Annotated in this window: 17 protein-coding genes; 3 read left to right on the top strand and 14 right to left on the bottom strand. The window is 64.8% G+C overall.

All coding sequences use genetic code 11. The features are described 5' to 3' along the window. Window positions 1-355 precede the first annotated feature (355 nt). A complete protein-coding gene (hrpA, locus tag QP305_RS06810; RefSeq protein ID WP_284904669.1) occupies window positions 356-4,876 on the top strand; it encodes an ATP-dependent RNA helicase HrpA in 4,521 nt (1,506 codons plus the stop codon). A 166-nt stretch (window positions 4,877-5,042) separates the two neighbouring features. On the opposite strand, the gene QP305_RS06805 is transcribed toward hrpA, so the two are convergent. The 5 genes from QP305_RS06805 to QP305_RS06785 form a co-directional block, all read right to left on the bottom strand. Next, window positions 5,043-5,741 (bottom strand): hypothetical protein, encoded by a 699-nt coding sequence (locus QP305_RS06805; RefSeq protein WP_284904668.1) that lies wholly within the window; start codon window positions 5,739-5,741, stop codon window positions 5,043-5,045. Between the two features lie 53 nt (window positions 5,742-5,794). After that, window positions 5,795-6,925 (bottom strand): hypothetical protein, encoded by a 1,131-nt coding sequence (locus QP305_RS06800; RefSeq protein WP_284904667.1) that lies wholly within the window; start codon window positions 6,923-6,925, stop codon window positions 5,795-5,797. An 86-nt stretch (window positions 6,926-7,011) separates the two neighbouring features. Beyond that, window positions 7,012-7,665 (bottom strand): low molecular weight protein-tyrosine-phosphatase, encoded by a 654-nt coding sequence (locus tag QP305_RS06795; protein ID WP_284904666.1) that lies wholly within the window; start codon window positions 7,663-7,665, stop codon window positions 7,012-7,014. 397 nt (window positions 7,666-8,062) lie between these two features. Next, complete coding sequence (locus QP305_RS06790) at window positions 8,063-9,184, bottom strand: ABC transporter ATP-binding protein (protein ID WP_016441963.1); 1,122 nt, start codon at window positions 9,182-9,184, stop codon at window positions 8,063-8,065. A gap of 286 nt (window positions 9,185-9,470) precedes the next feature. Next, window positions 9,471-10,424 (bottom strand): LysR family transcriptional regulator, encoded by a 954-nt coding sequence (locus QP305_RS06785; RefSeq protein WP_158319014.1) that lies wholly within the window; start codon window positions 10,422-10,424, stop codon window positions 9,471-9,473. Between the two features lie 424 nt (window positions 10,425-10,848). Between QP305_RS06785 and QP305_RS06780 the strand changes: the two genes are divergently transcribed. Both QP305_RS06780 and QP305_RS06775 read left to right on the top strand, forming a co-directional pair. Continuing rightward, window positions 10,849-12,378, top strand: a complete 1,530-nt coding sequence (locus QP305_RS06780) for an MFS transporter (RefSeq protein ID WP_284904665.1) — start codon at window positions 10,849-10,851, stop codon at window positions 12,376-12,378. Next, the gene (locus QP305_RS06775) at window positions 12,378-13,412 is read left to right on the top strand and encodes an L-idonate 5-dehydrogenase (RefSeq protein WP_284904664.1); all 1,035 of its coding nucleotides are present in this window, start codon (window positions 12,378-12,380) and stop codon (window positions 13,410-13,412) included. The genes QP305_RS06780 and QP305_RS06775 overlap by 1 nt, the downstream gene beginning before the upstream one ends. A gap of 593 nt (window positions 13,413-14,005) precedes the next feature. Here the strand turns inward: QP305_RS06775 and QP305_RS06770 are convergent. The 9 genes from QP305_RS06770 to QP305_RS06730 form a co-directional block, all read right to left on the bottom strand. Beyond that, the gene (locus tag QP305_RS06770) at window positions 14,006-15,418 is read right to left on the bottom strand and encodes an N-acetylglucosamine-6-phosphate deacetylase (RefSeq protein ID WP_284904663.1); all 1,413 of its coding nucleotides are present in this window, start codon (window positions 15,416-15,418) and stop codon (window positions 14,006-14,008) included. Then, complete coding sequence (locus tag QP305_RS06765; RefSeq protein ID WP_026429182.1) at window positions 15,419-16,189, bottom strand: glucosamine-6-phosphate deaminase; 771 nt, start codon at window positions 16,187-16,189, stop codon at window positions 15,419-15,421. A gap of 97 nt (window positions 16,190-16,286) precedes the next feature. Then, window positions 16,287-16,961 carry an N-acetylmannosamine-6-phosphate 2-epimerase gene (locus QP305_RS06760; RefSeq protein ID WP_284904662.1) on the bottom strand — a complete coding sequence of 225 codons (675 nt, stop codon included), beginning with the start codon at window positions 16,959-16,961 and terminating at the stop codon, window positions 16,287-16,289. Between the two features lie 137 nt (window positions 16,962-17,098). Continuing rightward, complete coding sequence (locus QP305_RS06755; RefSeq protein WP_284904660.1) at window positions 17,099-18,187, bottom strand: ROK family protein; 1,089 nt, start codon at window positions 18,185-18,187, stop codon at window positions 17,099-17,101. Between the two features lie 9 nt (window positions 18,188-18,196). Next, entirely contained in the window at window positions 18,197-19,117 is a 921-nt protein-coding gene (locus QP305_RS06750) for a dihydrodipicolinate synthase family protein (protein WP_026429179.1), read from the bottom strand. Between the two features lie 4 nt (window positions 19,118-19,121). Continuing rightward, complete coding sequence (locus QP305_RS06745) at window positions 19,122-19,994, bottom strand: ABC transporter ATP-binding protein (protein WP_087070239.1); 873 nt, start codon at window positions 19,992-19,994, stop codon at window positions 19,122-19,124. A 16-nt stretch (window positions 19,995-20,010) separates the two neighbouring features. Further along, a complete protein-coding gene (locus QP305_RS06740) occupies window positions 20,011-22,119 on the bottom strand; it encodes a dipeptide/oligopeptide/nickel ABC transporter permease/ATP-binding protein (protein ID WP_434736389.1) in 2,109 nt (702 codons plus the stop codon). 2 nt (window positions 22,120-22,121) lie between these two features. Continuing rightward, entirely contained in the window at window positions 22,122-23,078 is a 957-nt protein-coding gene (locus QP305_RS06735; RefSeq protein ID WP_087070237.1) for an ABC transporter permease, read from the bottom strand. 163 nt (window positions 23,079-23,241) lie between these two features. Then, window positions 23,242-24,843 (bottom strand): ABC transporter substrate-binding protein, encoded by a 1,602-nt coding sequence (locus QP305_RS06730; RefSeq protein WP_087070236.1) that lies wholly within the window; start codon window positions 24,841-24,843, stop codon window positions 23,242-23,244. Window positions 24,844-25,101 lie beyond the last annotated feature (258 nt).

The following is a 25,101-nucleotide window of genomic DNA, read 5'->3' as shown; positions in this document are numbered from 1 at the left end:
ATGATGAACAAGAGGCACTTCCCCATCATTCAGCAGCTCCATTGATGGTAAACCAGCAAAGCCGAAGCCGGCCAAGAAGCGGAGGGGCTAATAGACAAATGGGGGTGCGCGCTGGCGGTGGTGCTGCTCGCGCTGGGTGGCTGGCGCTTCTCGCGTTCTGACGTGTAGTCGCGCCTGAGCCGCGGCGCTTTTACGTACGGCACCTTCACGTACGGCACTTTCCAGCGCAGCATCTTTAAGTACGACGACGCAGGTGGGGCCCGGGCAATCGCCCGGGCCCCACCTGTTTCACTAGCCCGCGGGCAACCCCAACCGGTAGGAAGCTCCGGGGAGGCGTGGAATAATGAGGCACGATATGGATAAGTCTCAGGAACCCGCAGCGCCCTCCGGCAAGGGCGAGGCCAACCGCCACGCCCGCACCGACCAGCGCAACGGTGATGGCTCGACCAACCGGCGGGGAGGTGGCGCTTCGCGCCGTCGTCGTTCCAACCGCCGCAACCGCACCAACCCGCGCGGGCCGCGGCCCTTCACCCCCGCGCAACTCGAAGCGCGCCGAACCGCCGTCCCGCACATCACCTACCCGGAAACTCTGCCCGTTTCCGCTCGGCGCGCGGAGATCCGCGAGGCCATCGCCGCGAACCAGGTGGTTATTATCGCCGGGGAAACCGGCTCCGGGAAAACCACGCAGCTGCCGAAAATCTGCCTGGAGCTGGGCCGCGGCATCACCGGGCTCATCGGGCACACCCAGCCGCGGCGCATCGCCGCCCGCTCGGTTGCCGAACGCATCGCGGCCGAACTGGGGCAGAAAGTCGGCGGCGCCGTCGGCTATCAGGTACGTTTCACCGAAGAAGTGGGCCCCACCACGCTCGTCAAACTCATGACGGACGGCATCCTGCTCGCGGAAATCCAATCCGATCCGCAACTGCTGCGCTACGACACCCTCATCATCGACGAAGCGCACGAACGCTCCCTCAATATCGATTTCATCCTCGGCTACCTCGCGCGCCTGCTGCCCGCGCGCCCCGACCTCAAAGTCATCATCACCTCCGCGACCATCGACACCGAGCGCTTCGCCGCGCATTTCGGCGAGCACCGCGCGGGCGGCCGCCCCGGCGACACCGCGCCCATTATCGAAGTGTCCGGGCGCACGTATCCGGTGGAAATCCGGTACCGGCCCCTCGATGAGGAACAGGACGCTGACCAGGATGAACAGTACGACGACGCCGGTGCGCAGCGCGTAACCGCGCCGCGCACCCCGGGCCGGGCGGGGGCACTCGATCAGGTGAGTGGAATCGTGGCGGCTGCCGAGGAGCTCATGGCGGAAGGTGAGGGGGATATTCTGGTTTTCCTCTCCGGGGAGGGCGAGATTCGGGATACCGCGAAGGCGCTCGATGATGAGCTCGGGGCACGGTATGTGGCGCCCGGGGGGAGTTCCAGCGCGCCGGGTGCCGTGGAGGTGCTGCCGCTGTTTTCGCGGCTTTCCGCGGCGGAACAGCACCGAATTTTCCAGCCCGGGCCCTACCGGCGCATTATCTTGGCCACGAATATTGCGGAGACTTCGCTGACGGTTCCCGGCATCAAGTACGTGATTGACCCGGGCACCGCCCGCATTTCGCGCTACTCGAATAAAACGAAGGTGCAGCGCCTGCCCATCGAGCCGATTTCGCAGGCGAGCGCTAATCAGCGGTCGGGGCGGTGCGGGCGCGTTGCGGACGGGATCGCAATCCGGCTCTATTCCGAGGATGATTTCCTGGCTCGGCCCGAATTCACCCAGCCGGAGATTCAGCGGACTTCGTTGGCCGCGGTGATTTTGCAGATGCTCGCGCTCGGGCTGGGCGCCGTCGACGATTTTCCTTTTATCGACCCGCCCGAAGCGCGGGCGGTGCGGGCCGGCACCCAGCTCCTCGAAGAAATCGGAGCGATAACGTACGGGGCTGCGGGCGCCTTCGGCGCGGACAGCCGCCACGCCCCGCGCCTGACCGCCATCGGGCGGCAGCTCGCGCGCCTGCCTATCGACCCGCGCCTGGGCCGCATGCTGATTGAGGCGCAGCGCAACGGGTGCGCTTCCGAAGTGTTGGTGCTGGTGGCGGCGCTGTCGGTGCAGGATGTGCGCGAGCGTCCCACTGAGAAACGCGCCCAGGCCGATCAATTCCACGCGCGTTTCACGGCCGGCTCCTCGGATTTCCTCGCGTATCTGACGCTGTGGCGCTATCTGCGCACCCAGGCGCGCGAGCTGTCCGGTTCGGCGTTCCGGCGCATGTGCCGCGCGGAATTCCTCAACTACCTGCGCTATCGCGAGTGGGCGGATGTGGTGGCGCAGCTCGAGCAGATGGCGCGGCCGCTGGAGCTGACGATCCGCCGCCTGGCGCTGCCCAGCCCGAAGCAGATTCGCGCCGCGGCTGATGCGGGTGCGGGGGCACCTCAGCTGGGCGGGGCGCCGAATTCCGGGGCGGTGGCCCACGCGTGCCGTGAGCTCGGGCGCGGTTCGGATACCCCGGAGTCGGGGGCGATTCACCGATCGCTGCTGGTGGGGCTGCTTTCCAATATCGGCAATTATTCCCCGCGCAGCCGCGATTACCTGGGAGCGCGCGGCACCCATTTCGTGATCTGGCCGGGCTCTGGCCTGCACCGGCGCACTCCCGATTGGGTGATGGCCGCCGAGCTGGTGGAAACTTCCCGGCTTTTCGCCCGCACCGTGGCCGCGATCCAGCCGGAGTGGATCGAGCCGCTGGCGAAGAAGCTGGTGCGGCGTTCCTATTCGGAGCCGTATTGGTCGGCGAAGAACGGCGCGGCGATGGTCCACGAAAAGGTGACGCTTTACGGGGTGACCCTGGTGGCGGACCGTCCCGTGCTGCTGGCCACTTCCGGTTCGGATGCGGCACGCGAGCTGGCCCGCGAGATGTTCATCCGCCACGGGCTGGTGGAGGGCGAGTGGCGCACTCACCACGAGTTCCTGGCCCGCAATCGCGCGGCCCTCGAGGAGGCCGGCCGCACCGAAGATAAGCTGCGCCGCCACGGCCTGGTGGCCGATAACGACGCGCTGGCCGCGTTCTACGAGGAACGCATCCCGGAGAGCGTGGTCTCCGGGCGGCATTTCGATTCCTGGTGGAAGAAAGAACGCCACGCCCGCCCCGAGCTGCTCGATTTCACGCAGGATTTCCTGCTGGGCGGGGCCGGCGGAAGCGCCGCGGAAGAGGACTTCCCCACCGAATGGCGCCAGGGCAATATTACGCTGCCCATCACCTACACCTTCGCGCCGGGCTCGTTCAACGACGGCATCACCGTGGACGTACCCATCGCGCTGCTCCCCCGCCTGCGCCCGGACGGTTTCGACTGGCTGGTGCCCGGAATGCTGGGCGAACTCGTGGTCGCCACGATCCGCGCGCTACCCAAACGCGTGCGCCGCAACCTGGTGCCCGCTCCCGACGTGGCCCGCGATATCCGCGCGGTGCTGCCCACGTGGGAGGAAGCCGTGCACGGCGATACCGGCGCACGCGGGGGTGACGCGGACGGTAACGCTACCGGCGGCGCCGCGGCCGGTAGCGAACCAGTTTCGTTCGAAACGGCTTTTCGCGCGGCTACGGCCCGCGTGCGGGGTATTGAGATCGACGACGCCGCATGGCAGGAGGTGAATCTGCCTGCGCATCTGACTGTGAATTTCCGGGTGCGTTCGGAGCGGGGGGCGGTTCTCGAGGAATCAACGTCGCTCGAATATTTACAGCGCAGTCTTGCCCCGCAAACGAAGGCGGCGGTGGAAAACGTGGTAGCCGGGGCGGTGGCCCAAGCCCTCGATGAGGCACGGGCGCGGTTGCGTAAGCCCAGCTCAGCGAAACAGGACACGAAGCACTCCGCGAGTGCACAGTCTGCGGTAACCCCATCCGCCGGCATGCCATCCGCAGGCACGCCGTCCGCGAGCGCGCCAACCACACGTTCGGCCGGCACCACCGGTTCTGCCGGGGCGGCCGCCGCAGAACTCGCGTCCGGGGATGCTTTGACCGGCTGGCCCGAGGTGGAGCAGGGGATTATCCCGGCGGTTATCGAAACTGAGGGCCCGGCCGGGACGGTTCGTGCTTACCCTGCGCTTGCTGACCGCGCCGGAAAGGTTGTGCTGGATGTGGTGGCGGAGCCGGGTGAGCAGGTGCGGGTGCATCGCGGCGGCGTGATTCGTTTGCTCGCGGATGCGCTGGCGCTGCCCGAAGGCCGGATTACCTCGCGCTGGGATGGCGAGCTGGCTTTGCAGCTGGCTGGTAGCCCGGCACCGTCTACTGCGGCGCTGGTGGCTGATCTACAGTGGGCGGCGGCGCGGAATCTCGCCGACCGCTGGGGTGCGGCCAATGATGCCAGCCCGGAGGAGCTGCGTTCCGGGCGTGAATTTGAGGAATTACAGGCGTGGGCTCGTGACGAGTTCGAGGACGAAGTGTTCTTGATCGCGCAGGGTGCGGGCAAGGCCGCGGCTGCCTGGGCTGAAGTGGAACAGCTGGTACGGGATAACCGCTCGGTGGCGCTGCTTGCCACCATGAGCGACGAGCGCGCTCATCTGGATGCGCTCATGCCCGCCGATTTTGTGCGGGCCACGCCGGCAGCCCGCTTCTGGGATCTGCCACGTTATCTCCAGGCCGCGAAACTGCGCATCGAGAAGGCCGCGGTGAATCCGGCAGCTGATGATTCGCTCGCCTGGCAGGTGCAAACCGCGGCGGAAGCGGTGGAAAGTGCCCGCGAAGAAGCCAGCTACGCGGCTTTCGATCCGGGCCGCGCCCGGGTGCTCGACCATGCCCGCTGGCTCCTGGAAGAACTGCGCGTCTCGCTTTTCGCCCAGCAGTTGGGCACCAAGGAAAAGGTTTCCGTCAAGCGCATCCAGAAGCTATTGGCCAGCTAAGGGCTCTAAGAGCCGCGCACATCTCAGGATTCACACCGGTCACAAGAATCCCAGCGGGGGTGCTATGTGTTGTCCGAGATGTACTTCATTTGTCGTACATACGAAGTACACCTCAGAAAAACACCCCGCCCAGCCGGCGCGGAATGCGTCGTCGTACTTCTTGGAATTACAGCAGGCTGACGATGCCCATGATGACGGCGGCGAGCAGCGCGCCGGCGATCATTCCGCCCCACCATTCCAGCTGGTCCCCGGTGGTGACGCGGTCGAGGGACTGCGGCTTGAACGGCAGCACCGGCGCGGTATTGGGCAGCAGCTTGGGGCGCTGTTCCAAGGAACGCATGAGGGCTTCTTGTTCCGGGCTGGCTTGCTCCACGTTGGCGAGCCCGCCGTAGCCCTTTTCGGTTTGGCGCAGCGGGAGCAGAGTGCCGGGCTTGCTCTCCGCAAAGCCTGCCTGCTCGGCGCCATGCACCGCGATAACAGTGCGGAAATCCGCGGATTTATCCACCGGGCGAACCACCACCGGCACCATGAGAGCCTGCTTGCGGCGGCTATTGCCAACCGTGCGCATGCGCCGGCTTTCGTCGGTGCCCAGCACCCGAGCAACCACGTCCACGCCGGGCGCGACCGGTGTTTTATCGCGGATCAGCCACGGCAACGCCAACAGGAAAGCCACCACCGCGAAGGCAGGGATCAAGTAGAACGCACGCGAACCGACCAGGGCATTCGGGAAAGCGATGAGTCCGAGCACCACGCCCGCGCCCAGGCCCCACAGGGTGCCGGTGCATACCCGCCGGGCATGATCGATAGGCCGCGCCGCCGGGAGGTTGCCTTCCCGCCAAATCTCAGCCACAACGTTGGTGCTCATACGTCCTTCCTCTTCTCTCGCGCCGTTATTAGCGCTTTCCATGGTAACCCGCGCTAGCGCAGGCTTTCACTTTCGAGCACCACGTCCCCGTTCTCGACCCGGAAGCGCACCGCGTGCTCCCGCTCGAAAACCCGCGCGGTATCCGAGCGTTTCTCCCAGCTCAGCGGGGCAAGAAGCCGCCACTCGTAGCTGCGCTCCAGCACGCCTCCTCGCACGCTCACGGTTCCACCCAGCCCTTCCACGGACGCACTCACCTGCGGCTTCTCTTTCCAGCTCAGCTTCTCCTTGCGGGTATCCCCGAACGTACGATCCTTGCGGAAAGCGGCCGGGCAGCCAGCTGGCGGCGTCGTCGTACCATCACCGCGCACGCAACTTTCCACGAGGCGTTCCACCAGTTCCACGGCGCGTTCGCCCGCGGCCGGGGTGGCCTGGGCGCTGAGACGCGCGGTCGCGGTCTGGCCGGGGCGCACCGTGGCGGTGGCGCCGGCCCAGAAGGTGAGGTAACGCGAATCGCCGGGCGCCGCGACGGTGTAGTCGCCGGGGAAGGCCGGGGCGGATTCCTGGGGCGAGAGGGCGATGGGCACGGCGTTGATGCTGGTGAGAGCGGGAGGGGTGGAGGCTGGGCCGCTGCCCGCGGTTGGCGGTTCGCTGCCGGTAGTGGGCGTGGTGCCGCTGGAAACTTGATCAGCTGCATGTTCTAGGCGCAGCTGGCCGAGGGCGCCCTCGCTCACCTGCCAGCGCGGGCTCAGGATCGGGGTGGTGCCGCGGCGCACCAGGGTGAGGCTCAGGGGTTCTTGGGTGCCGTTGTAGCTGACGACGCCGTCTACGCGCACGCTGGTTTCGGCGCCATTGCTGGGTCCAACGGCATTGCCGGAGTCGGCGCCATTGCCGGAGTCAGCACCATTACCGGCACCGGTTTCAGTTTCGATACGGCTAGTTTCGCGCACCTGGAAATGGGCGGGGCGGCCGGGAACAGCGCGATAGACTTCGTCGCTCAGCAGGGCGAGGGAGCCGGAAAGAGCACCGGGATCGGTGAGGTCCAGGGCCTCGCGAGCGCGGCCTTCTTCAAGGGCGGTCATATATCTGCTGGCCACGGCCGCGGGCGAATAGTAAGTGGCGGCCAAAACCTGGCGCACGGCCAGCACGGCCACGGCAATCAGCACCACCGCGAGCACGCCGAACAAGACCCTCCGCCGCCGCATAACTATACGGGCGCGCACCGTGGGCTGCGTGCTCACCGCGGGCTGAATGCCCACTGCGGGCTGCGCGCTCACCGCGCCGCGGGCAGGTGACCGCGCAGCAGCTCCACGAGGCGCTCGGAGCCGGCTTCCACGCAGGCGAGCGTCGCTTCGAATTCGCGCGCCGACCCGCCCCACGGATCGGGCACATCGTACTCGCCGGATGAATAATAAAAATCGGAAGAATGCTGGCGGCCCGAAGCGCGCCCGGCGTCGTCGGAAAGAATGCCGCCGTGCCCGAATACGCCCTCCGGCGCGATCCCGACCTCCGGCAGCGCGAACTCGGTCCACAGGTGAATATTGGTCAGCGAAAGCGAGAGCGATCGGCACAGCCGGCGCACCGCCCGGGCGTGCCCGGTGGTCATGGCCAGAATCAGGCCGGCGTTTTCCAGTTCCTCGGCGGTGACGCGGTGGGCCCGGTGGTGATCGGGCAGGTCATAGCCGTGTTCGGTGAGAGTGCGTTGCGCGGGCGGGTAAATCGGGTTGCCGGATTCCTCATTCGAAACCCCCGCGGATGCCACCGCAATATCAATACCGGCATCGCGCAACCGCTGGCGCAGCACGATTTCCCCCATGGGAGATCGGCAAATATTCCCGGTACAGACAACAAGAATGCGGGGCCGTTCCGCCAGCGCGCGAACGACGCCCGCACCGGGGTAGGCAGCGGGAGTGGCACTTTCCGTCATGCTGGCAAGTCTAGGCACCGCGCCTGAAAAGTTTTGAGCAGTAGGTCTCATCGAGTGCATACTACGCTGAAAGTATGCAGAATCCCGGGATAGAAACGCCCGGGCACGTGTGAGCGGGCGGCCCAGATCACCCGTGTTGAACTGCGGAAAAGTCACGTCCGGGCAGTTCCGCGCCGCGGTTATGCATAATCCCAGCTGAAAGCGCGTGATTTTCGCCACGGCCTATGTGGGGCACGATGGCGCGCTCATTATTGAGTAACGACGACGCAGGGCCGGGGCGCGTGCGCCCCGGCCCTGGAGATTAGGCCACTGCCTTAGCAGCCTCGCATCGCCTACATAATGCGGGCACTAACCCGGGAGAGGCGATGCGGTGCTACCCCCGCGGGTGCTCCCCCGGCTAGTTGATGCGGGTGCCATCCCCGGCATGGAACACATGGATAGCATCCAGGTTCGGGGTGGCGTACACGGTGTCACCCACCGCGGGGGCCTTGAATGGCGGGATCCGCACAACCACCTGGGAGGAGCCATCGCCCGAGCCGAAGCCGGACTTCTCCACGCCGGCGATCTCGCCATATACGTAGTTATCCGAACCCAGGTTCTCCACCATATCCACCACGATCGGCACCGAGCTTTCCCCGGGCTCGCGCGTGAGCTCCGTGAAGGATTCGGGGCGCACGCCCAGGATGACCTTGCCCTTGTCATCCGGGGTGATCGCATCGATCACCGCGCGGGGCAGGCGAATGCGCGCTTGGCCCAGGACTGCGTCGTCGCCCTCAATATTAAAGGTGCCGAGGTTCATGGCCGGCGAACCAATGAAGCCCGCCACGAAAGCGTTTTGCGGCCGGTTGTACAGCTCATCCGGGCTGCCTACCTGCTGCAATACCCCGAAGTTGAGCACGGCGATGCGGTCGCCCATGGTCAGCGCTTCGGTTTGGTCGTGGGTGACGTACACCGTGGTGGTGCCCAGGCGGCGCTGCAGGGTCGCGATCTGGGTGCGGGTTTGCACGCGGAGCTTCGCGTCCAGGTTAGAGAGCGGTTCGTCCATGAGGAAGACCTGCGGGTTGCGCACAATCGCGCGGCCCATCGCCACGCGCTGGCGCTGCCCACCGGAAAGCGCCTTCGGCTTGCGATCCAGGTACTCGGTCAGGTCGAGGATCTGGGCGGCTTCCTTGACGCGCTTGTCGATTTCTTCCTTCGGAGTGCGCGCGATCTTGAGCGCGAAGCCCATATTCTCCGCCACCGACATATGCGGGTAGAGAGCGTAATTCTGGAACACCATCGCGATATCGCGGTCCTTAGGCGAAACATTGGTGACATCGCGGTCCCCAATATAGATACGCCCGTCATTAATATCTTCCAGCCCGGCGAGCATGCGCAGCGACGTTGATTTACCGCAGCCGGACGGGCCAACAAGAACAAGGAATTCCCCGTCAGCAATTTCAAGGTTGAGCTGATTGACAGCCGGGGTATCCGACCCCGGGTAGATACGCGATGCGTTCTCAAATGTTACAGATGCCATTACTGGTCCCTTCACCGGCAGGTACGTGCCGGACGATCCGAGTGAAGAGTGCCGTTGCGGGCACCCGAAGCTCCAGCAGTTGTGGTACGACGACGCCGCCCCTTGGCAGGCCGCAATGCCCCCACGCCCGGAAACCCGGGCCATGCATACATGCTGTTACTTCAGAGTGTCCACTCTGACACGGTCGCCCTGTGCGACATACCCAATTTTGCCAGGCGCCGGCGCGGATTTCCAGCTCCGCTGCCATGTTTTGCGCAAAGCTTCCAGGCTTTTCCCGGGTTCGGAACTAGCTGGTATCCCCCGCATCACTCCGCTGCGGCTGGAGGGAACGCACGCCGGCGGGCAGCGGAATAGCCAGGATCAAATCGCGCACATACTGGCCAATCGGGGTGAGCGGCACCGCGGTATTCGCCACCACGGAAACTTCCCGCCCGTAATCACCCGCGATAGCAATCGCGCGCAGCCCTTCGTGATCGCAACTGCGAAAAGCCAGCAGGTTGATAACCGGGGTGAGCAGCCCGGCCTTGCACATATTAAGGAGAGTCTGGGGTTGCTCGGTACGGAAGTCCGCGATGCGCGGCTCCAGCTCCCATAAATCAAAAGCGGCGCGCATTTCCGGGTCGATGCTCAGGCCCGGTGCGCCGGTCAGCCCCAGGGTGACCTCCGCGAGATCTCCGGGAGCCACCACCTCCACGCCCTGGAAATCCGGGGAATTCTGGCGGACCACCGCCACGTACGGCTCCCACCACAGGCGCTGTGAATCAGGAATGGAGGGCAGCGAACTAAATTGCGAAACGATGGCGAGCTGCGCGTGCCCGGCCCCCACTTTCTCCAATAATTCCGCGGAGGTGCGTTCCAGCAAATTAACGGAAATACCGGGCTCCTCCAGCTGTAATTGCGCCAGCATTCCCGGGCACAGCACCGCCGAGATAGAAGGAATCACCCCGAGAGTAACCGCGCCCACCAGGCTGCCCGATTCGGTATTGAGCTCATCGACCGCATCGCGCAGCTTCACCAAGATCTCCTCGGCGCGCGGTAGGAACGTTTCCCCTTTCGCGGTGAGGGTGCAGGGAACATGGCTGCGATCCACCAGGGTGTGGCCCGTCGCCCGCTCCAAATTCGCAACGTGGAGCGATACCCGCGACTGACTGCTGTGGAGCAAACGAGCCGCCCGCGAAAAGGACGATAATTTCGCAACGGCAACGAAAGACTCCAACCATTCAAGTCGGTCGATGCGCATAAAACCCTCCACGACTGTGTGGCACCAACGAGCTCTCCGATAATTTACCTGGCGCATTTCAAGTTCTTTCGCGGCGAGTCGGCTCCCCCGGCGGCGCGCGGCTGCGCGCCGCCGGGGCGGCGTCGTCGTTCCACCACTGCCCGCACCCACCCGGGTGGGCGAGTTATCCGCGGAATCTCGCGGCACTCCACCCGCGTTACCGCCCTGCCACGCCCACCGCAAACGCACCGCTCCCACCCCGCTCGCGTATCGCTATTCGAAATCCGCATATGACATATCGAAATATCGCCGCCTCTCGGGCGTGATTTCGGCGTATTCCCGCCGCGATACTGAAGCCATCGGAGCTCGCTTATCCATCCGGCTATCCGCCCGGAAAGCAGCTTCTTCTCAGTCAACACAACGAAGTGAATGTGGAAGGCACCTCATGTCCAAACAACACCCGCCGGGAACAGTAACCGCCCCGGTGCCCACGCGCTCAACCTCGGACCTGGTCAAGGCCGCGGTTTCCGGCTGGCTCGGAACAGCTCTGGAATTCATGGACTTCCAGCTGTACTCCCTGGCCGCCGCGCTCGTCTTTAAAGACATTTTCTTCCCCGCCGGCCACCAGTCCATGGCCATCCTCGGGGCCATGGCCATTTACGGCGTGGGCTACGTGGCCCGCCCGCTGGGCGCCTGGTACTTCGGGCGGCTCGGCGACCGCATCGGCCGCACCAAAGTCCTCTTCATTACCATCGCCATGATGGGCGTGGCCACCACCCTCATCGGCTTCCTCCCCACCTACCAGGTGGTGGGCATTTGGGCGCCGATTATGCTGGTGATTCTGCGCCTCATCCAGGGCTTCGGGGCCGGCGCGGAAATTGCCGGCGCCTCCGTAATGCTGGCCGAATACGCCCCGCGGGAACGCCGCGGCATTATTTCCTCGCTGGTGGCCCTCGGCACCAATACCGGCACCCTGGGCGCCGGCGCGATCTGGGCAATCATGCTCGCCACCATGGGCACCGACACCGTGGTCGCGTGGGGCTGGCGTATCCCCTTCATCGCCTCGGTTGTGCTCATGGGCCTGGCTGTGTTTATCCGGCTGCACCTCAAGGAATCGCCGGTATTCGAGGCGGCTACCAGCGGGGAGATTTTGGACGACGCCGCCCTGGTGGCCACCTACGACCAACCGCTTCCCTCGCGCGCCGAGCGGAAGGCGGCGGCTGCTGAAGCTGCGGCTGCTACTCAGCGGGAAGCCGCGGCCGCCCAGCGCGAAGCCGCCGTGGAAGAACTCGCCAAGACCCCGAAGTCTTTCAAGGCTTTTATGGCGGCCTTCCTGCTGCGTTTCGGCCAGTCCGGCAATTCCGGCATGGTGCAGACCTACCTCATTACTTTCCTGACCGCCCAGATTCTGGTGGCCAAGGACGTGGCGTCCGCCGTGGTGGTCTACTCCTCGCTAGCCGGCTTCATTACCGTGCCGATTATCGGCTGGATCGGCGACCGCATCGGCCGCGAGCGCACCTACCGCCTGGTCACGGGCCTGGGGATTCTCCTCATTATTCCGTGCTTCCTGCTCATGGTCTCCCCGCGGTTCCTGGGTGAACTCAATGCGCCGGAGCTGGTGGACGGGCAGATGGTGGACCATTACGGTACCCCCACCCTGTTGTTCTTCATCGGGTACATCGTGCTGCACAACATCACCGTGCTAGCCATGTTCTCCCTGGAAAACATCACGATGGCCGAATGCTTCGGCTCCGCGCACCGCTACGAGCAGCTGGCGCTCGCCAAGGAAATCCCGAATATGATCACCGCCGGTTTCGGCCCGCTGATCGCCGCTGGCCTGGTGCAACTCTTCGGCGGTTCCTGGATCGCTTGCGCGATTCTCATGTTTGTTTACACCGGAGTCACCCATATCACCGCGTGGCTCATGCCCGAAATTACCGGGCGCGACCTCACTCTCAAGGAGGATGCATTCTAATGAAGGCTGTACAAGTTCGTACCGATACCCCCAAGCAGATTCATATCACCGAGGTTCCTGACCCGGTTGCCGGCGCTGGCGAGGTGCGGGTCCGCATGGAATGGGGCGGCATTTGCGGCTCCGACCTGTCCTACTGGAAGAACGGCGCTTCCGGGACCGCGATTATGCGCGAACCGCTGATCCTCGGGCACGAAGTTGCCGGCGTGGTGGACCAGGTGGGCGCGGGCGTTGCCGGAGTTGAGGTGGGCCAGCGGGTGGCGATCTATCCGCCGACCCTCGTGGGCGAGCACGATATCCCGGAAAGCACCCGCGGCAAAGATAACCTGTGGCCCGAGGTCCGCTACTTCGGATCCGCGGCTTTCTTCCCGCATGAGCAGGGCGGTTTCTCCACCTACCGGGTGGTGCGGCCCGATCAGCTCCGTGCGCTGCCGGAGAACGTTTCGACGAAGGAAGGCGCCGTCGCCGAACCTCTCGCGGTGGCGATGCACGCCGTGAGCCTGGCCGGGGATCTTTCCGGGAAGCGCGTGCTGGTGAACGGCGTGGGCCCGATCGGGGCGTTGGCCGTGGCCGCCGTGAAATTCGCGGGGGCGCGCGAGGTTATCGCTTCCGACGTGGCCGCGGAATCCCTGCGGATCGCGAGCGCGATGGGCGCTACCAGCACGGTGAACCGCAGCGCCGGTGAGGAGCTTCCCGCTGACGTGGACGTCACCATCGAAGCGTCCGGCGCCGCCGTTGCCATCGGCGATTGTTTGCTGGCGACCGTGCGCGGCGGCACCATGGTGCAGGTGGGGAACTTGCCGGCCGGCGCGGTCTCCGTGGTGCTCGGGCAACTGGTCACCCGCGAAATCACGTACAGGGGCTCGTATCGCTTCAACCCGGAGTCCATGGACGCTGCGATTGACGCGATGGCGCGCGGATTGGACGTTTCGCCCGTGCTCACGCACGAATTTAAGATCGACGACGCCGCAGCCGCTTTCGCCACCGCCGATGACCGGTCCACGGGGTCATCCAAGGTGATGCTCCAGCTGAGCTAACCGGAGCAGGCCGGCCTGGCTAGGCGATGCACTCTCGCCCGGCTCGGGCTGGCCTTGCCTCGTGAATCGCAGCGTACATCGCGCGACGCGGTATGTACCTCGCTCATGAGGCGACGAAGGGGCACGGACTTACGGGTCCGTGCCCCTTTTCCGTGCCCTCTCCGTCTCCACACAGTACGCCACGGACATTAAACAGCGGAAAAACTGTCACCCATGTACATTTTGTTAGCCGGCCTGGTCTCTCTCCTCCTCAAAGTGCGCATTTCGAACCGTGGCCCCCGTCAAGTGCGCGTTAGGAACACGAAATCGACCCGAAACGGTGCTCTTACGCGCACTTCACTTTGGGCCCGGAAAGTCCCCGGTGAATCAAGTTCCCAAGTTCCCAAGCCCCCAGGCGGGCAAAGAAAGCGGGGCGCGGGCCTGAGCCCGCGCCCCGTGGAGAGGGGCAGGATCGACACGCCCGATCCTGCCCGAGGGAGGCAGTGAACGCTTCCCGGCTTGTGGTGCTGCCGTGCCCGCTAATGCTTCCAACGTGGACCATCGGCGAGTTCCGGCGTAGGAACTCCCGTGGGCCCCGGCGTGGAACCCGGTGGCTAGGAGTGGGAGATTTCCACTCCCTCGCGGACAACCGCCAGCGGGGCCATCGCCTCATTCCAGGCGACCAGATTGACCGGCTTGCCCGGGGTGAAGTCCACCGTGACACCGGGAGCATCCCAGGCGCCACCGGCGTAGACCGGCCCGGCCACCGTGGCCCGCACCAGCTGTGGGAGCGTGAGCTTCCCGCGCCCGGCGAAGAGGGCCACCTGATCAGCCAGCACCGATGCACCCCCGGCCAAAGTATCGGTACCTTCCAGGTAGCAGGCGCCGTCGCGCACTTCCACCGCGAGCCCGCCCAGGGTGTACTTCCCGGGAGGCATACCGGCAGCGGCCAGCGAATCCGTGACGAAGAACGCCCCGGGAATACCCAGCTCGGCCGCACTCGCGGCCCCAAGATCCAGCTCATCAAGGTAATCCACCACATCCTCGACGAGGTCGGGATGCACGTGGTAGCCGTCGGCAATCACTTCCGCGCTGATGAAACCGCGGCGCGCCGCTTGAATGTACTCGCGGATCGGGCCGGGAGCCCGGTGCGTAAAAGCGGTCATCGCGTTGAAAAGATGCGTGACAGTTTGTGCGGCTTCCTGCCCGACGGCGCTACCGGCGACAGTCCCGGCGCCACCGGCTTGCCGCGCATCCGCGCCCGCGCCCGAACCGGCACCCGTGCCAGCCCCAGCAAGCACCGCCAGCGGCGTGTACCCGTGCCGGCGCGCCACTTCCAGAGTGCGCGCGATCTCGGCCCGGGTGACCGCGCCATCCCCGTGGGAATGCCCCCAGGATGGCTTACCGCCATATTCAAGCAGCAGCTCGGCGGCGCGCTGGGCGCCTTCCGCTTCCGGGGCCACCGTCATCGTCTTAATCCAGCCGCGCCCGGCCTCCAGCCAGGAACGCAGCTCGGCCTCGTCCACCGCGCGGATCACCTCGGGGTTTTGCGCCCCGCACTTTTCCCGCGAAATATACGGGCCCTCCAGGTGGATACCGGCCAGCTCCCCGCGCTCGCAGAACGGCACCAGCGCCTCGATCTGCGGGAGCGGGTTCGCCAGCGATACCAGGGAAGCGAACATCGCCGTGGTCCCCCCGCGCTGGTGGGTGCGGATCGCCGTCGCGATCTCCTCCTCCGCATAGTTATCCGGGAAGGCGAAACCGCCACCGCCATGGCAGTGAATATCCACGAGGCCCGGGGTAATAACATGAGCCCGACGCACCCGCGGGCTATCCGCACCCAGCCCGAAAGCCTCCGCGGCCCGAGCTTCAATCCCGCGCGACTCCCGTTCCGCAGCCAGCCCCGCGGTTACCGCGGCGGCCTCCTCAGCGGTGAGCAGCCGAGCCAGCGTACCGGCGTCGTCGATCTCAATACCGTACCCAACCTCGCGGCCGTACCCGTTGAGAACGCGCCCCAGGTAAAACACTTAGATCATCTCCCAACGCGCGCGGTACAGATCCGTCAGCTTGAGCTGCGCGGCGGCCGCTTCGTCCAGGAGCACGGTGACATCCGGGTGCATCTGAATAATCGTGGCGGGCCAGAAGGCGCTGATGGGGCCTTCGCACAGCTCGCGCACCGCATCCGCCTTATTCGCACCGAAAGCGAAAAGCACCAGCTTCTTCGCCTCCATAATGGTGCCCAGGCCCTGGGTGATGCAGCGGGTGGGGACGGCCGCTTCGTCGCCGTCGAAGAACCGCGCATTATCCTTGATGGTTTGCGGGGCCAGCGCCTCCACGTGGGTGCGCGAGACCAGCGAACCACCCGGCTCGTTGAAGCCGATGTGCCCGTCCGCGCCAATGCCAAGGATCTGCAGATCCACCCCGGCCGCACCGATCTTCGCATCGTAGTCGGCGGCCGCGGCCTGCGGATCCGGGTTCTGCGCATCGGGCGTATTGAGGCCCTCCTCGGTCAGGCCGGTCTTATCCTCCCCCACGAGGTTGCGGCGCAGCACATTGCGGTAGGACTCCGGATGCTCCGGATCCAGCCCCACGTACTCATCCAGGGCAAAAGCCTTGGCGCCGGAGAGGTCAAATTCGCCGGCCGCGTGGGCCTCGCGCAGCGCCGCGTAGAGGAGGTCCGGCGTGGAACCGGTGGCCACCCCGAGCGTCGCGTGCGCGTCACGCGCGAAAAGATCCTGGATAATACGTGCGCCCTCGCGGGAGGCTTCTTCCGCGGTGGCGAAAATTCCGATATGCATGAGTTCGTCCTTTCCCGGGCGCGTTTCACGTGAAACGCGGCAATGGTCAGTGCTCGCGGGCCCCGCGCTTCGGTTGCGCGGGAACCCTGGTGAAGTTTTAGTTTTCGACGGCCTCGCGGAACCACGTGGTGATCGTGGTTGGGTGCGTAATAGCAGTTCCGACGACGGCCGCCCAGGCGCCAGCTTCCATGACAGCCCGCGCTTGCTCCGGAGTGTGGATGCGCCCTTCGCAGACCACCGGGATCTCCGGGAATTCCGCGACCATCTGGGCCAGCAGTTCAATATCGGGGCCGTCCGTCTTCGGGCGATCCCCGGAGTAGCCCGCCAGGGTGGTGCCGAGGATATGGCAGCCGGCCTTGGCCGCCACCCGGGCATCCTCAATCGAGCCGCAGTCCGCCATGACGAGCGCGCCGTCGTCCAGAAGAGCAGCCACGGTTTCCGCGAAGCTCAAGCCATCCGGACGCGGGCGAGACGTGGCATCGAGCGCCACAATATCGGCGCCGGCGCTGATGCAGGCGCGGGCGTGGCGCAGGGTCGGGGTGATGAACACGCCTTCGTGGCCCTCTTTCCACAGGCCGATGACAGGCACTTCCACCTGGCCTTTAATCGCGGAAATATCCGCCAGGCCCTGGCAGCGAATCGCCGCCGCTCCCCCGCGCTCGGCGGCGAGGGCCATCTGCGCCATCGTTTCGGGGTGGCGCAGCGGTTCGCCCACGTACGCCTGGCAGGACACGACGAGGTGCCCGCGGAGAGATTCGATCATCGGATGCACGGTAACTCCTAAGTTATAACGAGAAATGCAGAAGTGTAGTTATGCGGTGCGGCGCGCTTGGGGCGCGGCCTGGGCCGGCGCGCTCGGGGCGGGGCGGCGCGGCTGCACGCGCGGTTCGGCCCGCCCCGCGCGCCGCGCTAGCCCGCGGTGTGCAAGAAGTGGACAGCCGCGCCGATCAGCGGGGCCTGCGATCCCAGGCTACCCTCCACAATCGAGGTGGCGGCGGTGCCCACCATGGCATCGCGCCGGTAGCCCTCGCGCAGCGCGTCCATCCAGAACTCGCCCACGTGAACGAGCGAGCCAGAGAGGATAATAACGTCCGGGTCGAAAGAATTCGCCAGCCCGCCCAGGGTCTGCCCGAGCGCGAAAGCACCGTCCGTGAACACCTCGCGCGCGAACATATCGCCCGCGTCCACGAGGGCTTTCAGTTCCCGGCCTCCACGTACGACGACGGGGCGCTGCGCGCCCGGGGCCCGCAGGTAGGCGCTTTCGGGAACATCGGCGATCCCGGTGAGGGAAGCCGCTGCCGCGGCAGCGTAACTCGCGCCCTCCACGTGGGCTTCGGCCTGGCGCTTGGCGTAGAGGCGGGCCGCCCCGCTGCCCGAGGCCACCGATTCCACGTGGCCATCGCGCCCACAGGAGCACACCAGCCCGGCGGCGTAGGGATGGTGAATATGGCCGAAGTGGCCGGCCACCCCGTGCGCGCCGAAGAGGATGCGCCCGTCGATCACGGCCGCGCCGCCCAGCCCGGTTCCCACCGCGATGACGAGGGCGGTACGCGCGCCGGCGCCCGCCCCGTAGGTTGCTTCCCCGAGGGCGTGGCCGTGCACGTCATTGAGGACGCGCACCGGCAGGCCGCAGCGTTCGGCAAGATGCGGGCCGAGGGGCTGACCGCCCCAGCCGGGCATGGTGTCCGTGGCGGAAGCGATGCATCCGCTCTCCACGTCCACCACCCCGGCGCTGGCGATAGCAATTCCGCGCACCGGCGTTCCGGCGGCGCTGGCTGCCGCGATCTGGCGTTCCGCGAAATCCGCGATATCCGCCAGCACGCGCGCTCCGCCGCGCCGCGCTTCGGTAGGAATACTGGCTTCGAGGGAGATGCGCGGGGCATCATCGCCCGGGGCGGTGGCCGCAAAGGTCACCACCGCCCCCGCGATTTTGGTTCCCCCGATATCCAGTCCGAGCAGCGAGAACTCAGACCCGGGCTGGAACGGTGCTACCTTCATGAGTGCTCCTTAGAGCAGCCCGCAGCTAGCGAGCACGCCGCGAATAGCTTCGACGTTCTCACCTTCGAGGGCCTTGACGGGCCGCGGCATCTGGTTGGAGGCGATAACCCCCAGTTCCTTCATGGCCGCCTTGAAGGCGCCCACGCCACCCGCGAAGCCCTGCACGCCCTTGGGCACCATAACGATGCGCATGAGGTGGGCGAGCTCGTTCTGCAATTCGGCCACGCGAGCCCAGTCCCCGGCCTGCGCGGCATCCCACTGCTCCACGTAGGGGCGCGGTGCCACATTGGCCAGGCCCGGAACGGAGCCGTCCGCACCGCCCATGTAGGCGCCATCAACAACCACTTCGTGACCCGTAAGGATGTTGAGCGGCTTACCGGCGGCCTTGTTCTCCTCCAGCAGGAAGCGGAAGTTAACGTCGTCGCCAGAAGAATCCTTGACGCCGGTCAGCACGCCTTCGGTACCCAAACGCATGAGCAGGTCAATGGAGAGCTTCTTGTGCACGCACACCGGGATGTCGTACGCGAAAAGCGGCAGGTCCACGGCGTCGCGGATGTAACGGAAGTTCGCTTCGATTTCCGCTTCCCCGCCCAGCGCGTAGAACGGCGCGGTGGCGACGATGCCGTCCACCCCAATGGACTGCGCGTCACGGGCGTGCTCGATCATGCGCTCGGTTTGCATATCGATAACGCCGGCGAGCACCGGGACGCGCCCGTTCGCAACTTCCACCGCGGTTTCGAGGATTTCACGACGACGCGCATCGGTGCTGAAAACCACCTCGGAAGTCGAACCGAGCACAAACAGGCCGTGCACTCCGGCGTCGAGCATCCGGTTGAGCGAGCGCGCGAAGGACTCCTTATCGAGTTCGCGTTCTTCGGTCAGCGGCGTCACTGTCGGGGGGATAACGCCGCGGAAACGAGGATCTGACATGGGACTATGCCTCCAATTTCGGATGGAGCAGCGACGGCGCCGCTGCCAAAAGTGTTCTCGTGTAGTCATTTTGCGGATTGTGGAGCACGTCCTTGGCGTCTCCCCATTCCACGATCTCTCCGTGATTCATCACCGCGATCTTGTCCGATACGTAGCGCACCGTCTGAATATCGTGGGTGATGAAAACCATCGCCAGCCCCAGATCCCGCTTGAGATCGGTGAGCAGGTTGAGGATCTGGGCGCGCACGGACACGTCCAAGGCCGAGGTGGGTTCGTCCGCGATAATCGCGTCCGGGCCCACGGCCAGCGCACGGGCAATAGCCACGCGCTGGCGCTGCCCACCGGAGAGCTGCCCGGGCAGCGCATCGAGCGCCGATTTAGGCAGACCCACCATGCCGATGAGGTCCTTGACGCGCTCGTAGCGTTCTTCGCGGGTGCCGATCTTGTGGACCGTCATCGGGTCGAGGAGCTGGTCACGCACCGTCATGCGCGAATTGAGCGCCGTGGCCGGATCCTGGAACACCACCGAGACCACGCGGCCGATGTGGCGGCGCTGGGCAGCGGTACGTTTCGTGACTTCTTCGCCCTTGAAAAATACCTGGCCGCCCGTGGGTGACTGGAGTCCGCACATCACATTGGCCGTCGTCGACTTACCGGAACCGGATTCACCAACGAGACCGATGGTCTGGCCGGGCATCAGGGAAAGGTTGACGCCGCGCACGGCGCGCACCTTATTCGGATTGAAGATGGAACCGGTACGGGTGCGGAAGGTGACGTCGACGTCGCGCAACTCGATAATCGGCACATCGGAGAGGGCAGGCCGGTCAGCGGCGCGCGCGCCGGCAGCGTGACGAGCTTCGGTATCCAGAGTAGTCATGATCTTTCCTCCTTCGTCACTTCTGGGCATCCGGGCCGGCGGGAGCGCCGGCGCTTCCACCAGCGGCATCACCAGCAGTAGCAGCTGCGGCGCCGTTCGCGGTTTCGGCGGGGCTGGACGCGCCCACCGATTCCTTGGGCACCAGGTTGGTGGTGGCCGGATCCGGAGCATCGGGCTGGGCGGCGTAGAAGTGCCACGTCTCGCCCACGCGTTTCATAATCGGGCGGGTGTCCAGGCCCACCGTCGGATGCGAGGACCGCGGGGCGAAACGATCGCCCTTCGGGAAGTCGCGCGGCGAAGGAACCGTGCCGGGCACCTGGTGGAGCCGGCCGGCACCCGCTTCGATGGAGAGCACCGAGCCGAGCAGGCCGCGAGTGTATTCGTGGTGCGGGTCGGTGAGCAGTTCCTTGGTGGATGCCTGCTCCACAACCTGACCGGCGTACATGACGGTAATCGAGTGGGCCACTTCGGCAACGAGCGCCAAATCGTGGGACACGAAGACCATCGCGAAGCCGAGTTCCTTGCGCAGGCGGTTGAGGAGTTCCACCACCTGGGCCTGGACGGTTACGTCCAGCGCGGTGGTCGGTTCGTCCGCGATAACCAGCTTCGGGTCACGGGTGAGCGCCATGGCGATAAGCACGCGCTGGCGCTGGCCACCGGAAAGTTCGTGCGGGTAGGACTCCAGGGTCCGCTTGGGATCCAGGTCCACCAGCTCGAGGAGCTCTTCGGCGGTGCGGGTGCCCCCGCGGCTGGTCAGCTGCTTCATCTGTGCCTTGATGAGCATGGAGGGGTTGAGGGAGGACAGGGCGTCCTGGTAGATCATCGCGATCTCATGCCCGCGCAGTTCATTGTGCTGCTTGGGGGTGAGTTCGAGGAGGTTCTGCCCGTTGAACATAATCTCACCGCTAATATCGGCGGACTTATCGAGCAGGCCCATAATCGCCAGGGAGGTAATGGACTTACCACACCCGGATTCACCCACGAGGCCCATGGTTTCGCCGGCGCGCACATTGAAGGACACGTGGTCCACCACATTGACATCGCCGTGGCGCGGGAACTTGATGCACAGGTCGCGCACTTCGATAACCGGGGCCTCCTGCGAGGTGGGTTCGAAGCGGTCGGTGCGGCGTTCTTCCGCTTGGCGCAGTTCCTCCAGGCGCTGGACCAGCGCATCGTGCTGGGCGGCGTAAGCGGCCACCGGGTCCACGAGGAGGCGATCCTCTTCGCGCTTGGCGTTCGCGTCCACGTTATCGGGAACGGCCGCGGCCTTCGGGGCCGCCACCATGGCGTCCGTGAGACCTTCGGAGAGGATGTTGAGGCAGAGCACCGTGATCATAATGGCCAGGCCCGGGAAGAGCGCCTGCCACCACCGGCCCAGGAGCACGCCGCCGCGAGCGTCGGCGAGGATATTACCCCAGGTGGGTGTGGGTTCGGCGATGCCGGCCTGGATGAAGGACAGCGAGGCTTCGAAAACAATCGCATCGGCCACGAGCACGGTGGTGAACACCATGACCGGGGCGATACAGTTGCGCGCCACGTGCTTGACAAGGATCCAGGGAGCCCGCGCGCCGGAAACGATGACCGCGCGCACGTAATCTTCACCGTATTCGCTCATAACATTCGCGCGCACCACGCGGGTGATCTGCGGAATGTAGAGGAAGCCGATCGCCATAATAATGACGGGCAGGGTATTGCCGAATACGGAGACGAACACCGCGGCCAGCGCGATGCCGGGGAAGGACATGATGATGTCCATGCAGCGCATGATCACTTCGGAAATCCACTTGCGGGACACCGCGGCCAGCGCACCGAAGATCGCACCGAAGAAGAGCGCGAAGGCGGTGGCGGCGAAGCCGATGACCAGCGAGTAGCGGGCACCGTAGATCATGCGGGAGAGAATGTCACGACCCTTTTCGTCAGTACCGAAGAGGAAATCACCGTTGGGTGCCTGACGGGCCACTTCAATGGCCTGCGGATCGTGCGGGGAAATAAGGGGTGCGAAAACGGCCGCGAGGGCGATGAGCACCAGAACGACGACGCACAGCTGGGCGCCGCGAGTCATATTGCGGAAACGCTTGAACCGGACGCCCGGGCGTTCCATCTTTTCCGTGAGTTTACGCCTCATATTTAGACCTCCCGGATACGCGGGTTGATCAGCACATAGAGCATGTCAACCACAATATTGACGACGATGAAGGCCAGGGCCACCACGAGGACCACGCCCTGCACCAGGAGGGGGTAGTTCTGCTGGACGCCTTCGAGGATGGCCATACCCATGCCGCGCAGGTTGAAGATAACTTCAATAACTACAGCGCCACCCATGAGGTAGCCGATACGCAGGCCGAGCACGGTCACCGGGGAGATCAGGGCATTGCGCAGCACGTTGCGGGAAACCACCACGCGCTTGGGGATACCCGCACCGATAGCGGTACGCACGTAATCCTTATCCAGTTCCTCCACCATCGAGGTACGAATAACACGGGTGAGGGAACCGGCCACCGGGACGCCCAGGGCGATAGCCGGCAGCGCCATGCGCGCCAGCCAGCCGGCCGGGTCTTCACCGAAGGGCGGCAGGGCACCGGATGCCGGAAGCAGAGGCATATTGACGGAGAACGCCAGGATCATGAGGACGGCCAGCCAGAAGGACGGCGTCGCGATGAAGGCGATGGAGAAGACGCGGATGATCTTGTCGGGCCACTTGTCGCGATAGAGCGCGGCGAGGACACCGAAGACGAACGCGAGAATGACGGCGATAATAAGGCCGAGGAAGGTCAGCTGCATGGTGATGGGGAAGGCCTCACCCACACGTTCGGCCACCGAAGCTTGGTTGGCGCCGTACGTGCCGAGGTCACCCTGCACGAAGTTGACGAGGAAGTTCCAGAACTGAGCGAGCCAGGGATCATTGAGTCCCATAGTGTCACGATAGGCTTCCAGGGCTTCCTGAGATGCGCCTTCACCGAGGGCCGAGTAGGCCGGATCGATCTTAGAGAAGGACATCAGGAAGAAGACGAGGAAGGCAACGCCCAGAACCATGATCGGGAGCACCAGCAGGCGGCGCCCGATGAGTCTGAGAAGGTTGTTCACTGCGATATCTCCTCGGGGCTGCGGTGCCCCGCGTTGAGTATAGGGGAGTATTTGGGCAAAGCTCGGGCCGGGGGTGGGGTTTACACCACCCCCGGCCCTCGCATTACCGTGTGTTCTTTGAGCCAGCGCCGCGCGTGTCGTCAGCGCTGAGTCACGGGATTATTTACTTTCCAGCCGCGGAGCCAGCGTTGATGAAATCAAGGCCGGTCGTCGAAATCGGGGAGAAGTTGGTGACCTTGTCCGGGTAGTACGCGGTCAGCATCTGACGGTGGAAGAGCGGGTAGAGCGGAACTTCTTCGGCAACGAGGTCGAAAGCCTTGTTCCATTCCTGCTGCTGGGCGTCGCCCTCGAGGGTGACGGCCTTGTCCATGTACTGATGCAGTTCCTTGAACTTCTCGGAGCCGCCCCACTGGGTGCGCTTCTTGGTCCAGGTGTTATCGCCGTACCACCAGCTGAGCAGGAGGTCGGGGTCCTGACCGAAGACCGAGGGGTCGCCGGGGGCCAGGGTGACATCGAAGGTCGGGTTGTCCACGTCCAGGTTATTGGCGTAGAGAGCCGAGGAAGCCTGGGATTCGATGGTCGCGTTGATACCGACGGCAGCCAGGTCGTTCTTGATCTGGGGAGCCAGAGCGGTGATCCACGGGTGATCGGTGGTCAGCAGCTTGATGTCGAGGTTCTCAACACCGGCTTCCTTGAGGAGTTCCTTGGCCTTTTCCGGGTTGTAGGTGTAGACCGTGGAAGCTTCGTGGAAGTTCGGGTGGCTCTCCGGGAGGAAGGACTTAGCGGCCTTCGCATTGCCCGAGAGCGCGTTGGAGATGAGCTTGTCGGTGTCAATAGCGTAGAAGAACGCCTGGCGCACCTTGTTGTTGTCGAGCGGAGCCTTCTTGGTGTTGAAGAGCAGGAAGGGCAGGTTGAAGCCCTGAACCGCGTCGATCACGCCGCCGGCACCCTTGATCAGAGCTTCGGCATCGGCCGGGGCAGCTTCGATAACATCGACGGTGCCCTGCTGGAAAGCGGTGGTACGAGCGGTGTCGTCCTTGAGGATCTCCCACTGCATCGCTTCCGCGGTGGCCGGGAACTGGCCGTTGTAGTTCTCATTCGGGGAGAACTTGATGTGGGCGCTGGTGATCTCGTCGTACTTCCACGGGCCGGTGCCCACGGGCTTGGCGGTCAGATCATCATCACTCATCGAAGCGGGAACGATCTTGACGAGGGCCAGGCGCTCCTTGACCAGCGAGAAGGGGTGCTTGAGGTTGATGGTGACGGTCGTGTCATCCTTCTTCTGCACGTTGTCGATGAAGCTCAGCATCGGCAGGTAGATATTTCCTTCAGCGGTGGAACGCTCGAAGGACTTGACCACATCGTCCGTGGTCACCGGGGTGCCGTCCGAGAACTTCGCGCCATCACGCAGCGAAACTTCGTACTGGGTATCGGTCACCTTGGTGGGAGCATCTTCCTTCGCCAGGGCGCGGTAGGGCTTGTAATCGTGGTAATCCAGTTCGTACAGGCCCTCCACCACGTGCATATTCGCACCGGTTGCCAGCGCGGACGAGGTGGACGAGGGATGGTAGTTATTGGATTCGTAGGCGGCCGCCGCGCGAATGGTGCCACCCTTTGCCGGCTGTCCCGAGGGAACTGCGGCCTTCTCGGGTGCATCTCCACCGCTCTTGCCGGTGTCAGATCCACCGCCACCGCAGCCGGACAGCGCCAGCACACCAGCGGCCAGCACGGCCGTGGCCTTGGCGCCCCACTTCATGCGTGTCATTGAAGTGTCCTCTCCTTTGAGTTCTTCCGGAAATTCACTGCCGAATTTCCGCTATTTTTTCGCGTGCGACAACCATCTTTAGCGTCGCGTAGCTATGACTCTAGATTGTCTGACAACTTTGTGCAAGCCCGATATCTGGCTTGTGAGCAAACTGTGACCAATTTGTGATGAACCTGAGATACGGGTGCGTGGGCAGCTGTGCGGCGTCGTCGTTCCTGCGCGATACCACGCGTAACGTGACCCTATTCAATATTCCTG

It is taken from the genome of Actinotignum timonense (assembly GCF_030216305.1).
In the GTDB taxonomy this organism is placed as follows: domain Bacteria; phylum Actinomycetota; class Actinomycetes; order Actinomycetales; family Actinomycetaceae; genus Actinotignum; species Actinotignum timonense_A.
The sequence above is the reverse complement of the archived record's forward strand: the minus strand, read 5'-3'. Positions and strand labels throughout refer to the sequence as shown.